The following is a 12,450-nucleotide window of genomic DNA, read 5'->3' as shown; positions in this document are numbered from 1 at the left end:
TAATGAAAAAGAAAAACCTGTTTACGTTGTTGTTCATCGGCCTCTCGTTTACCGTGTCTGCTGCTGAAAAAGCCACAGTCCCTGCGGGCGATGTTTATGAAGTAGATGAAACGACTCAGAGCCTGAAAGTTAGCTGGTCAGGCGGAAGCAAAATTGTTGAAGGTGTCATTGGCGATAAAGGAGAAGTTACGAGAGACTTTGTTAACTTCAATGGCACTAAAGCTTTGCACTTTGAGAACCTGGCATCGAGCACTCCGTTTGAAGCGTACTTTACGCTGAGCAGGAAAGGAGACAATGTCGTTGTCGATTGTATTTATGCAAATATTCGTAATGACAGAAACGGTGTTCTCATCAACAAAGCTGTTTGTGATATTAACAGACCGCTCGTCGAGGATTATGAGGAGTCGATCTACGAGTTTTCTGACGAGTGGAAGAAGGATACTGGAAAAATTTCAATAGAGTCTTTGAGCAGGACTCCAGCGGTAGCTTTGAATGTGGATGAGGCTCAGTACAAGGACATCCATTTGGTGAGAACCTATAAATCTAAGGACGATTTGGTTTCCAAATCTCCGTCAGTTGCTGTTACGCAAGGCAGCATCCGGCATCAGTTTAGCTCTGGCACGATATTTTCTGTCTATAAGGTTAGTGATTTGAAGTCTCCTAGGTATTTAGAAGTGGCGGCAAAAGGTATTGAGGAATCTTTTACACGCTATGATTATGAGGGTTTGAAAGCGTTGTTAAAGTAACCTTTCCATTAGATGGAAAAGGGGACAATACGTCCCCTTTCCTTTGGCGCCTACGGCATGTAGTCCAGCGGCGCCTTGCGCCAATCGAATTGTTCGGCATACCAGCGTTCAATCGGACCTGGCAAACGTCCTTTCCAGCCCTGCACGTTAGTGTAGTAGCGCACACGGTAGTTCTGCTTCTGATCGCTGACCAGCACCGCGACCCAAAGTTGAGCGTCGCGCCCACGCATGAGTAGTGCAGCGTTGGGAGGCGGAAGCCCCAATACTCGAATTTTGGCGACTTGAGCCCCCAGGTTGTCTGCGGCTGACTCGTCTACGTAGTAAAACGAGTCACTGGCATCCAGAATGGTTTGATAGTCATCCTTAAGCAATTGCCGAGCTGCGTCGTCTTCTTCTTGCGTGCGGACTAGTCCCAGGGACAGCAGGTCATAGTTCATACTTAGTGGCTGTTCGGATGCGACATAACGTCCACCGAAGGATGCGTCAGTTCCTCGGCATTCACCCACTTGGATGACGTAAAGGAGGCCGGTGCTTGGTGTCATCAGTAACGTGCAATCTTCGCTGCGATAAATACCTTGGGAGCCTTCCAGGTTGAACGTATCAGTCAACGTTCCTGAGCCCATTTTATTAGCCGCTTTTACTGTGAAATCGAATTTTGGCGCGCGCCCGCTTATCTTCCATTCGGCGCTGTCGAATCGCCCATCAGGGATACGTCGCCAAGTCCCTTTCCAGTTGAAAGGTTTGCCTGCGTGTTGGAGCGCTACAATCCGCGTCAAATAACTGTGTCGCAAGCAATGAAAGTCGGTAGCGCAGTGGTCGCGGTGTTCAATCCATTCGCGTTGATCAGCCTTCAGTGTCACCGTGTCCTTCACTGTCGCCTTTGCCGTTTTCCATGCCTGCCCCAATTTACTATCCAGTCCAAGCGTGTATGGGTCAGTACAGATTGCTTTTTCTGTAGGTGTAGCGGCATTGGCGCAGTCGAAACTGTTGGCGGCAGCAACTGTGGTAAAGGCCATACTGGCCAGCATCATGGCGTGGATAATGGTAGAGCGCGGTAAGGCAAAGGGCATCTGGAGAGTCCATTCTGAAAGTGCGGCACTAGTATGCGTAGATGTATGGTGATTTTCAGTGTGTTTTGTACCTTTGGAAGTGATCGGTAGTATCAACACTTCATCTCGGAGTACAAATATTATTGATGCATTTGAATGAAGAAGGGGACGTAAAGTCCCCTTCATATTTTTGCTACACCTTCGCCCGATGCTCCGCCGGATTCGGCGAATCAATGTGATCCAGCGCTCGCTCCACCAACAACCGGACCCCATCCGCCAATCTGCTAAGCGCCAAAGCAAAGGAGCGACGTGCTCCGTCCACGTCGTCGGCCAGGTTGGCGGCGATGGCGCTGATGGACAGCAGGTCTTCCGAGGCGTTGGCCAGGAGGGCTTCGGTGTCGATGTCGGGGGAAACGGCGAAGAGGTTGCCTTTACGAGGCTTGGGTTTATCGCCGGGTGGTGGGGCGAAATGGTGGTTCAGCGCGCGTTCGGCGGCTTCGTGGAGTTTCTTCGAATCGAGGGATTCGTAGGGGGAGGTGGCTTCGTTTGCTGGTGGATTCGGTGTTGGCTTGATCATTAATAATTTCCGATATGTGTTTTAGATGTAGCTGTCTCCTCTTCGCTTGCATTCGAATAAGGGTGGCAGCCGTGCGCAGGTGTGCAAGACCGGGCATATCGGACCCCGGCAGACCCCAAAGGGACCTCCCACGCACAGCCGCCATGAAGCATTTACATCGAGCAGAAAGACGCTTGATGTTCGGTTTGGCGACCGTGCGGCGATATGTACCGGACTTGCACGTCCGTGTCACCGATTTTGCGGTAACGAACAAAGACTATCGGCGAAGCCAAAGGCTGCCTAGTTCACGAACAGCACCACGTGTTGAAGGAAATATCCGATGGAGTCGAGCGTAGAAAGATCAAAATCTTCACGCTTTTAAACACTCTCGTTTCCTCAATGACTTGGTAGTCATCAGCGTCAAAAAGCACGGCATCTTCTTCTATCGCTGCACAACAGTGGCGTTCTCGCTTGAAGCCGCTACACTGCGCCGGCCGTTCACTTTTCTCTTGAGGCTGTGCGCATGAAATTTCGTTTTCTTCTGTGGATGCTGGGTTTGTTGATGGGTAAGGCCAGTCGGACTAATCCTGCGTTTCAGCAGCAGTTGGGTGACAAGGAATTGGTGTTCCAGCTACAGACCCTGGACGGGAAAGTGGCGCGGCATTTCTTTGTGAAGGATCAGCGCATTACCAGCAAGTCGGGCATGTATGCCGAGCCGGCGTTTGCGATTGCCTTTAAAGACGCGGCGTATGGCTTTGCCACGATGCAGGCGAAGAACAAGCAGTTGGCGTTTATGACGGGGATTCAGGACAAGTCGATTCAGATCAAGGGCAATCCGGCGTTGGTGATCTGGTTTCAGGGGTTGACCAAGTATTTGAAGCCGAAGAAGAAGCCTGCTGCTGTTCGTTGATAAATCCAGTGCTGGCTCGCGCTGTCATCAGTTAGGCTCACGAGGACAATAGAACTGTCAGTTTTTACAGGCGCGATAGGGTGACTGTGAATGCTCTACTCGGGGAGGGAGGTCCATAGCGGATTCCACTCACCTTGATGGAGCAAGATCATGATCCAGCTGAAACCAGCCAACTCAGGAAGCCTCGATCCGACATTTAACGGTTCTGGTGTTTTGGACTTTCCGCTCTCTGAAGTGTACGGATTCCCCGATGCGGTTCTCCCATTGGATGACAACAAAACGCTTGTTGCCATGAGGCCTACAGCGTTCAACGTTCCGGTCATAGTTGCGCGGCTGAATGAAGACGGGACGCTGGATCGCTCATTTGGCTCTGCGCAGCGTGGCTTTGTTGAAGTGCCTTTCGAAGATAGTGACATCTATGTATTCGGGCTCACGCCTCTGGCTAATGGTGGGTGGCTGATCGTTGGCCAATACATATCGTTCAGCGGTGGCGGTTTGCTCATCGTGCGGCAGTTTCAGGATGGCCGACTGGATACGTCCTTGAATGGCGATGGAAAACTCTTCATTCCTTATGATGATTTGGGTAGTCCCCAGGACAGCGGGGTGACGCTGGAGGTTGCTGGCTGCCATGGCGAAAAGACGTCGGCAGGACGCTCCCGGGTCTCTGGCAACAGCGGAGTCTCCGTGGTTGAGCAGTCGGATGGCAAGATCGTGCTGGTCAGTTCCGTTATCAACACTTCCGGAAAACCGAAGGGAATTGTGCTGCGGCGTAATTCAGACGGCTCGCCCGATCTGACGTTTGCCGGGACTGGCTTCGCGATTGTCGAACTCCCAGGTGTCGAGCATGAATGGAGCGGTGCCGAAGGTGTTGCGGTTCAGGCGGACGGCCAGATATTGGTGACTGGCATGTACGTGAAACAGGACGAATCCATGGGAGCCTTCGTAACTTGCTTCAACTCACTGGGACAAGTAGACCGCACGTTTAATGGCGGCCTTGCGGTGACCATTCCGAGTCCTCGCTGGATGATGTTGAGCGCCATCACGGTTAGAGAAAGTGACGGCAGGATTGTTGCGGTGGGGAATTCGCGAGGGAAGGACGTTCAAAACGGGGTGATCGTCGTTTTAAACAAGAGTGGGTCCTACAATCTTCCTTTTAACAACGGACGGGCCCTTTTTTCTGAGTTGGTGCCGCAGGGGCAGGATTGGGTGCGCTGTGCGTTGCACGCCAATGGATCAATCAGTGTCACCGGAAGCACCGGGCAAGGCTTCGTCTCTGAGGAGATGGCAGTGGTGACGGCGCGTTATCTTTCTGACGGCTCATTGGACATGACATTCAATGCCGGTAAAGGCTTTGCTGTTTTTGACGGTGAGAAAGGGTTTGAGCACGCATTGGACATGGCATTAATGGCTGATGGACGCATTGTTATTTGCGGAAGCTTGTGGGGAGACGGTGAACCTTTGCCGAGCTTTAAGGGCGGATGGATGTTGCGCTATCTGGCTTGATTCACTCAGATAGACCGAGTTGGATTCTTCGCGGGCAAGCCTCGCTCCTACAGGGATTGCGTGAATCCTGTGGGAGTGGGCTTGCCCGCGATGCTTTTAGGCTTGGCTGAATTGCGAAACATTGGCTCCGTGCGTCATAAGAGTGTCTCTCAAAGACAGCAATACTGTTATTTATGACAGGTGTTTGAGGGTGCCACTGACTGCTCTACTGATGTGAGAAGTCCATTAAGGACCTTCACTCAAATATTGGTAGGGCAAAATCATGAATCAGCGACAAGTAAAGAAAAGCGCGGGGAGTCTAGACCCGGAGTTTGGTGATCAAGGTTCAATAACTGTGCCGATTGGCACTACCGGGGCCATTTCGTCGGCCATTCTCGCACTACCTGAGGGCAAGTTGCTTATTGCCGTCGAACCATACGTGGGAGAGCGCTCGTTTACAGTAGCGCGTCTAAATGAGAATGGAGCGCTTGACACTACATTTGGCGTTGAACAAAACGGCGTGGTGCGCGTGATCTTCGAGGATACCTATGTGTATCCCATATTCGGGCTCATTCCTTTATCTGATGGGGGATGGGTGACTTACGGCCAATACACCTCAAAAAATTCTGACGGATTGGCGTTTGTACGGCAGCGCCAGGATGGCACTCTGGAAGAGTCGTTCGGTGCTCGTGGTGGGCGTTTCATTCCTTACAACGAAATTGGCAATCCCGAGCAGTTGAGGGTGAAGGCGGATATTTTGCATCGGGATGGCGAGAAGGGGGCCGAAGTGGAACCTCAGCGGGCGGGCAATTCCGGCTACTCCGCAGTTGCACAGTCAAACGGTAAAATCTTCTTTGCTGCTAGCATTTCGCCTGGCCCCGGTATTTCGAAAGGGCTTGTACTAAGACTTAATTCAGACGGCACTACCGATAAAACTTTTAATGGTGTTGGCTCCGCAATCGTTGAGCTTCCAGGCGTGGCGCATAATCGGAATCAGGTCGACGCTATTGCCGTGCAGGTAGATGGAAAAGTATTGGTCTCTGGTTACTACGCCAATGATTCGGATAACTCCAGAGGCGGGTATGTCATGCGGTTCGACGCCGAGGGTCAGGTGGATGCCAGCTTTAATGAAGGTGTTCCGGTAACCATTTCTGATCCCGCTTATCGATTGTTTTTTATGAATGCAATCTCTGTTAGAGAAAGTGATGGGGGGATCGTTGCGGTTGGTGATGTGCGGCGTGGCAGTTTGCGATACGGGATGATCGTCGTCCTGAACTCCAGCGGATCTTTCAATCGGGTCTTTAACAGGGGAATGCCGTTATATTCGGACATGCTGCCTGAAGGTCTGGCTTGGAATCGATGTTCCTGGCAGGCAAACGGAGCGATTGTAGTCGCCGGCAACCGCGGTGATGGCTCTGTTTGGGAGCAATTGGTAGGGGTGACTGCGCGGTATCTCTCTGACGGCACCCTGGATCCGACGTTTAATCTTCGGGGCTGGGTCGTTTTCGACCTTGAGTATGTTTATGAATCCGTACAGGACATGGCGATCATGGCGGATGGCCGAATCGTACTGTGTGGCCACCTCTGGCGCGACTCCACCCCGTGGCATAAGCGTTTTGGCGGGTTTGTTGCGCGCTACTTGGTTTGAGAAGCTCAGATAGACCGAGTTGGATTCTTCGCGGGCAAGCCTCGCTCCTACAGGGATTGCGTGAATCCTGTGGGAGTGGGCTTGCCCGCGATGCTTTTAGGCTTGGCTGAATTGCGAAGCGAGTTCGCGCAGCAGCACTTCGGCCTCAAGCACTTTGCTGACGACGTCGTTGGCTTTGTCGCGAGTCAGGCCTACGCGTTCCAGCAATGCGTCGGGGATGTCTTCGTCCGGACCGGAGCCGATGCCGCGGCTGCGCAGCAGGCGTACGGCCAGGCAGACGAGGTTCGGGTATTCAGCGTAGGCACCGTCGTAGCTTGGGTCGTGCTGGAAGCGCAACGCAGTGGCCAGTTCGTCGGGCATGTCCCAGTAGCGCATCAGCCACGAACCAATTTGTTCGCGGCTGATGCCGAGCAGGTGTTGCTCGACGTAGCTGTGGCACAGGTGCGGGTTAACTTCCAGGTGACGGCAGATCAGCGAGAAGTGCGGCGGGAACACGTGGGCCAGCAGCAGGTAGCCGAAGTTGTGCAGCAGGCCGGCGAGGTAGGTCAGGCCGGCTTCCGGGCGCTGGGCGCGGGGCATGGCGCGGGTCAGGCCTTCGATGACGGCGGCGGTGTAGATCGATTGCTGCCAGTACGGCGTGGTGTGTTGCGGGTGGTCTTTGGGCAGGCTCAGGGTTTTGCCCAGGGCCAGGCCCAGCGCCAGGTTGATCACCAGGTCGAAACCCAGGACGCGCACGATCGCGTCTTCCACTGAACGAATTTTGCCCGGCGAGGCGTAGTACGGCGACGCGGCCCAGCTGACGACTTGGGCGGCCAGCGCCGGGTCGGTTTCGACCACGCCGGTGATGTCGTCGATGGTGGCGTTGGGGTCGACACGCAGCTTGATGATTTTCTGCGCGGTCTCGGCCAGCGGCGGAATCTCGATGGTGGCTTCCAGGCGTTGCTGGATGCGTCGTGCGGTAAACGCCTGGACGGCCTGGGTGATTTCCTCGCGGTCATCGTCGGGGCGGTCGAGGTTGGGGCGGATGCTGGTCAGGTTCTCGCCGAAGTTGGCGGCGCTGGCCTTGGTCAGCATGCTTTTGAAATCTTCGCTGGTGATTTCCAACAGGAGGCCCGGCTCGCCCGAGTTGATCAGCAACTTCGGTTCGCGCAGCAGGCTTTCTTCGTACAGGCACGGCGAACTGGTCAGCGCCGGCAGGCCAGGCAGCAGGCTCAGGTTGTGCTTGCCGAGCATTTTCACCAGGCGTTCGGTGGGCACGGCGGTGAGGCGGCGACCGGTCAATTCGGCAAGGCGATTGAGGTCAAGCAACTGGCTTTGCGGGAACAGCACCATCAAGGCGCCGACGGCGTCGTCCACCAGAACCGCCTGCACTTTGCGCGAGGCGTTGAGGCCGTGATGATCGAGGACTTCTTCGTAGGCAATGCCCAATTTGCCCAGCAGCAACCGAATAACAGACGGAGCGTGCAGGGGTTCCGGGGCGAGGGCAGCTTCAGTCATGGTCTGTATCCGTATTCAAACAATTGCAGGAGTATAACCAGCTTGTTTAAAAGCATCGTCCACAAACTGCGACGGTGCTCACACTTGGCCGTATTGCTGCCCATGGCGCAGCCAGCGGTCGAGCAGCGGGCTGACGTGATCCGGCCAGCGCTCCAGCAATGCCTGGGCGGCGTCGCGCACGGCGGGCAATAGATCGGCGTCGCGCATCAGGTCGGCGACCTTGAATTGCAGCAGGCCGGTCTGGCGCGTACCGAGCATTTCACCGGGGCCGCGCAGTTCGAGGTCCTTTTCGGCGATGACAAAACCGTCGTTGGTTTCACGCATGATGCCCAGGCGCTGACGGCCGATCTGTGACAGCGGCGGATGGTAGAGCAGCACGCAATGGCTGGCGGCGCTGCCTCGACCGACGCGGCCGCGCAATTGGTGCAACTGCGCGAGGCCGAGGCGCTCGGGGTTTTCAATGATCATCAGGCTGGCGTTCGGCACATCGACGCCGACTTCGATCACGGTGGTCGCAACCAGCAGCTGCAGATTGCCGGCCTTGAATTCGGCCATGACGGCGGCTTTTTCCGCGGGCTTCATGCGGCCGTGGATCAGGCCGACCTTCAGCTCGCCGAGCGCGGCGGTGAGGTCTTCGTAAGTGGTTTCGGCGGCCTGGCAGGTCAGCTCTTCGGATTCTTCAATCAGCGTGCACACCCAATAGGCCTGACGCCCTTCGGCGCAGGCGCCGCGCACGCGCTCAATGACTTCGACACGCCGGGTATCGGTGACCAGCACGGTGTTGACCGGGGTTCGTCCGGGCGGCAGTTCGTCGAGGATCGAGGTGTCGAGGTCGGCGTAGGCGCTCATGGCCAGCGTTCGTGGAATCGGCGTGGCGGTCATGATCAGCTGATGCGGACACATCCGCCCGCCGACGCCTTTCTGCCGCAATGCCAAGCGCTGCTGCACGCCAAAGCGGTGCTGTTCGTCGATGATTGCCAGTGCAAGGTTCTTGAACTGCACTTCCTCCTGGAACAGCGCGTGAGTGCCGACCACCATGGGTGCGCCATTGGCGATCTGCTCCAGCGCGGCCACGCGGTTTTTGCCCTTGAGCTTGCCGGCCAGCCACGCGACTTCAATGCCCAGCGGTTCGAGCCAGCGCTTGAAGGTGATGAAGTGCTGCTCGGCGAGGATTTCGGTGGGCGCCATCAACGCGACCTGATAACCGGCCTCCAATGCCTGAAGCGCGGCGAGGGCCGCGACCACGGTTTTACCCGCGCCGACGTCGCCCTGAATCAGCCGAAGCATCGGTTCGTGCTGGCTCAGGTCGTAGGCGATTTCGTTGCCGACTCGTTGCTGTGCGCCGGTTGGCGTAAAGCCCAGATTGGCCAGGTATTGCGCCGGCAGTTTGGTGGCTTTCGGCATCGCCGGCGCGCGCAGGGAGCGCATGCTTTCGCGCAGACGTTGCTGGGATAGCTGATGGGTCAGCAGTTCTTCAAAGGCCAAACGGTGCTGAGCCCAGTGATGGCCGAGGGCAAGTTCGTCGACATCGGCATCGGCGGGCGGGTGATGCAGGTAGCGGATTGCATCGGCCAGCGGCGCGAGTTGATAGTCCCGGGCCAGTTCGGTCGGCAGCCAGTCGGGCAGGCTGGTCGGGCCGAGCATGGTCAGGGTTTGCATGCACAGTTGGCGCAAGCGCTGCTGGGTCAGGCCTTCGGTGAGCGGGTAGACCGGGGTCAGGGTTTCATCCACCGGCGGTGGCTCGTCGCCGGTGATGGCGCGGTATTCCGGGTGGTAGATTTCCAACCCCGACGCACCGGGCCGGGCTTCGCCGTAGCAGCGAATCCGCGTGCCGCGTTTGAGGCCTTCTTTCTGGGCGTTGCTGAAATGGTAGAAGCGCAGACTGAGCCCGCCGGTGCCGTCCTGCAGACGCACGACGAGGCTGCGGCGACGGCCCATGACCACGTCGGCGCCGCTGACGGTGCCTTCGATCACGGCGTCCTGGCCCGGTCGCAAATGGCCGATCGGGACCACGCGAGTGCGGTCCTGATAACGCAGCGGCAGGTGGAACAGCACGTCCTGGAGATTCTCCAGGCCGACCTTGGCCAGTTTCTCGGCCATGGCCTCGCCGACACCCTTGAGTGCCGTGACCGACACTTGCGACAACTCGGTCATGGCAGCGACTTAGGCCGCAACCACCGGTGCTTGCGGCTTGGCCACCGAGCACAGGCGAATGGAGTCAGCGAGGATCTCGATGGCTTTCGGACGCGGGAAGCTCGCGCGCCACGCAATGGCCACGGTGCGGAACGGCACCGGAGGCGTCAGTGGGCGCACTTCGATCACGCCAGGGGCGTAGTGATGGCTGTCGACTGCCGACAGCGGCAGGATCGAAATGCCCAGGCCGGACGCGACCATGTGGCGGATGGTTTCCAGCGAGCTGGATTCCACCGTGGTGTGCTTGGCACCGTCGTTGCCTTTGGCCAGGGTCGGGCAGGCTTCCAGCACTTGATCGCGGAAGCAGTGGCCTTCGCCGAGCAGCAGCAGGCTCTTGTCGTTGAGCAGGCTGGCGTCGATGGATTCTTTTTGCGTCCACGGGTGCTGGGCCGGCATCAGCACGTAGAACGGCTCGTCGTAGAGCTGCAGGGTCAGCACGTCGGCTTCGTTGAACGGCAGGGCGATGATGATTGCGTCGAGCTCGCCGTTGCGCAGTTTGTCGCGCAGTACGTGAGTGAAGTTTTCTTCGATGTACAGCGGCATCTGCGGGGCGACCCGGTGCAGTTGTGGAATCAGGTGCGGAAACAGGTACGGGCCGACGGTGTAGATCGCGCCGACTTTCAGCGGAGCGGTCAGCTGGTTTTTGCCAGCCTGGGCCAGTTCGCGAATGCCTTGGGCCTGTTCCAGGACTTTCTGCGCCTGGGCAACGATGCCTTCACCGACCGGAGTCAGGCGCACGGCACTCTTGCTGCGCTCGAAAATCAGCACACCGAGTTCGTCTTCAAGCTTTTTCACGCCCACCGACAGGGTCGGCTGACTGACGTGGCAACGCTCGGCCGCGTGGCCGAAATGCTGCTCTTGGGCGAGGGTAACGATGTAGCGTAATTCTGTGAGAGTCATAGCAAGCGTCCATGAAGTTGCGCGCCAAGCATAACGGCTGCAATCGATAGACGCACGTTATCAGAGAGAGTGTGCAGAGTGACACTGGGTAATGCCGGTTTGCCGCTGGCAGATACACAAAAGGCACCTTTGGGTGCCTTCTCTGCATGATCATGGACTTTCCTGCTGGAGGAGACCCCTGTAGGAGTGAGCCTGCTCGCGATAGCGGTATTACATTCACCGAAAAGGTTGAATGTGGTGGCCTGATCGCGAGCAGGCTCACTCCTGCAATGGTTTTGTGTTGCGTTTAGCGGCGGCGTTTTTCCAGTGAGTAGAGGAACGGCGCCGTGATTTCGATGGTGCCATTGGTCAGCATGTCTGCCGGTGGCTTGGGCAGCGGTTGGGCGAGACGGATCATTTCCAGGGTAGCGCGGTCCAGATCGGCGGTGCCTGAACGGCTCACCAGTTCGTACGACAACACATTACCTTCGCCATCAACGATGAAGCGCAGACGGTTGGTGCCTTGCTTGCCCCGATTCTGTGCACTCACCGGGTACTTTTTGTACTTGCCCAAGTGCGCGAGCAAAGTGCCTTCCCAGCTGGCCTTGGCAGCCTGTTGTGCAGGCGATGGGCCCGGTGCTGGTTGCGCGGATTTCTCCGTCGGTGCCTGGGTCGGTTGCGCGTCGCTAGGCTTCTCCTCGGACGGTTTCTCCTTCGGCGGCTCCGGCTTTTTCTCCACAGGCTTGGGTGGTTGCGGCTTCGGCTTCGGCTTGGGTTTGACCGGCTTCGGCACAACGATCTCGGCCTTCGGCACTTCAGCCAGTTTCGGGATCGGCAGTTCTTCCACCGGGGCCGGTGGCTGTGGCGGCGTTATCACCTTCGGCGGTGCCGGAGGTGGTGGGGCCGGAACCGGCGCCAACTCGACCATCATCGCCTGCGGAGGCAGCTCGATGGGTGGGCGCGACGTCCAGTTCAGCGCCAGCGCAATAGCCAGTGCATGGACGCCCAGCACCACGGCCAGGCTCGCGCTGTAACGCGTCAGCTTATGGCGCGTCGTGATCATTTCTTGACTGCCGTCTCGAGCCCGACCAGACCTACCTTCAGGTAACCGGCGGAGCGCAGGTTGTCCATCACGCTCATCAGGTCGCCGTAATCCACGCCTTTATCGGCCTGGAAGAAGATCGTCGTGTCTTTCTTGCCTTGGGTCCTGGCGTCGAGGGTGGCGCCAAGTGCTTCGGCCTTCACTTCGTCTTCACCGAGGAACAGGCGCTGGTCAGCCTTGACGCTGAGGAACACCGGCTTCTCTGGCCGCGGCGCCGGTTTGGCGCTGGAGGCGGGCAGGTCGACCTTGATGTCCACGGTGGCCAACGGAGCGGCCACCATGAAGATGATCAACAGCACCAGCATCACGTCGATGAACGGCGTGACGTTGATTTCATGGTTCTCGGCCAGATCGTCGTCTGCGCCTTCTTTCAAATGCAAGCCCATGG

The 12,450-nt window shown here is 57.1% G+C and carries 11 protein-coding genes; 4 read left to right on the top strand and 7 right to left on the bottom strand.

Annotation, left to right across the window (positions count from 1 at the left end):
* Positions 1-2 precede the first annotated feature (2 nt).
* On the top strand, positions 3-746 hold the full coding sequence (locus RHP74_RS30605; RefSeq protein ID WP_311096903.1) for a hypothetical protein: 744 nt from the start codon (positions 3-5) through the stop codon (positions 744-746).
* A gap of 50 nt (positions 747-796) precedes the next feature.
* Here the strand turns inward: RHP74_RS30605 and RHP74_RS30600 are convergent, their stop codons facing one another.
* The gene (locus RHP74_RS30600) at positions 797-1,816 is read right to left on the bottom strand and encodes a lysozyme inhibitor LprI family protein (RefSeq protein WP_304816994.1); all 1,020 of its coding nucleotides are present in this window, start codon (positions 1,814-1,816) and stop codon (positions 797-799) included.
* 172 nt (positions 1,817-1,988) lie between these two features.
* The gene (locus RHP74_RS30595) at positions 1,989-2,372 is read right to left on the bottom strand and encodes a DUF6124 family protein (protein WP_311096901.1); all 384 of its coding nucleotides are present in this window, start codon (positions 2,370-2,372) and stop codon (positions 1,989-1,991) included.
* A 502-nt stretch (positions 2,373-2,874) separates the two neighbouring features.
* On the opposite strand from RHP74_RS30595, the gene RHP74_RS30590 reads away from it, so the two are divergent.
* From RHP74_RS30590 to RHP74_RS30580, 3 genes are all read left to right on the top strand, one after another.
* Positions 2,875-3,261: a hypothetical protein gene (locus RHP74_RS30590; RefSeq protein WP_010465245.1), complete on the top strand. Its 387-nt coding sequence runs from the start codon at positions 2,875-2,877 to the stop codon at positions 3,259-3,261.
* Positions 3,262-3,411: 150 nt separating this feature from the next.
* Positions 3,412-4,764: a delta-60 repeat domain-containing protein gene (locus tag RHP74_RS30585; RefSeq protein ID WP_311096899.1), complete on the top strand. Its 1,353-nt coding sequence runs from the start codon at positions 3,412-3,414 to the stop codon at positions 4,762-4,764.
* 262 nt (positions 4,765-5,026) lie between these two features.
* Entirely contained in the window at positions 5,027-6,391 is a 1,365-nt protein-coding gene (locus RHP74_RS30580) for a hypothetical protein (RefSeq protein ID WP_304816990.1), read from the top strand.
* 96 nt (positions 6,392-6,487) lie between these two features.
* Here RHP74_RS30580 and RHP74_RS30575 read toward each other — a convergent pair whose 3' ends face one another.
* The 5 genes from RHP74_RS30575 to exbD form a co-directional block, all read right to left on the bottom strand.
* Positions 6,488-7,888: an aminoacyl-tRNA deacylase and HDOD domain-containing protein gene (locus RHP74_RS30575; protein WP_077748573.1), complete on the bottom strand. Its 1,401-nt coding sequence runs from the start codon at positions 7,886-7,888 to the stop codon at positions 6,488-6,490.
* Positions 7,889-7,966: 78 nt separating this feature from the next.
* A complete protein-coding gene (recG, locus tag RHP74_RS30570) occupies positions 7,967-10,042 on the bottom strand; it encodes an ATP-dependent DNA helicase RecG (RefSeq protein WP_010465238.1) in 2,076 nt (691 codons plus the stop codon).
* A gap of 9 nt (positions 10,043-10,051) precedes the next feature.
* A complete protein-coding gene (locus tag RHP74_RS30565) occupies positions 10,052-10,981 on the bottom strand; it encodes a hydrogen peroxide-inducible genes activator (protein WP_010465236.1) in 930 nt (309 codons plus the stop codon).
* A 286-nt stretch (positions 10,982-11,267) separates the two neighbouring features.
* Positions 11,268-12,023 carry an energy transducer TonB gene (locus RHP74_RS30560; protein ID WP_010465234.1) on the bottom strand — a complete coding sequence of 252 codons (756 nt, stop codon included), beginning with the start codon at positions 12,021-12,023 and terminating at the stop codon, positions 11,268-11,270.
* Positions 12,020-12,448 (bottom strand): TonB system transport protein ExbD, encoded by a 429-nt coding sequence (gene exbD / locus RHP74_RS30555; RefSeq protein ID WP_010465232.1) that lies wholly within the window; start codon positions 12,446-12,448, stop codon positions 12,020-12,022. Before exbD ends, RHP74_RS30560 begins: the two co-directional genes overlap by 4 nt.
* Positions 12,449-12,450: the final 2 nt, after the last annotated feature.

It is taken from the genome of Pseudomonas sp. SG20052 (assembly GCF_031766055.1).
Classification (GTDB): Bacteria; Pseudomonadota; Gammaproteobacteria; order Pseudomonadales; family Pseudomonadaceae; genus Aquipseudomonas; species Aquipseudomonas mandelii.
This window is presented reverse-complemented; position numbering and strand designations above follow the sequence as displayed.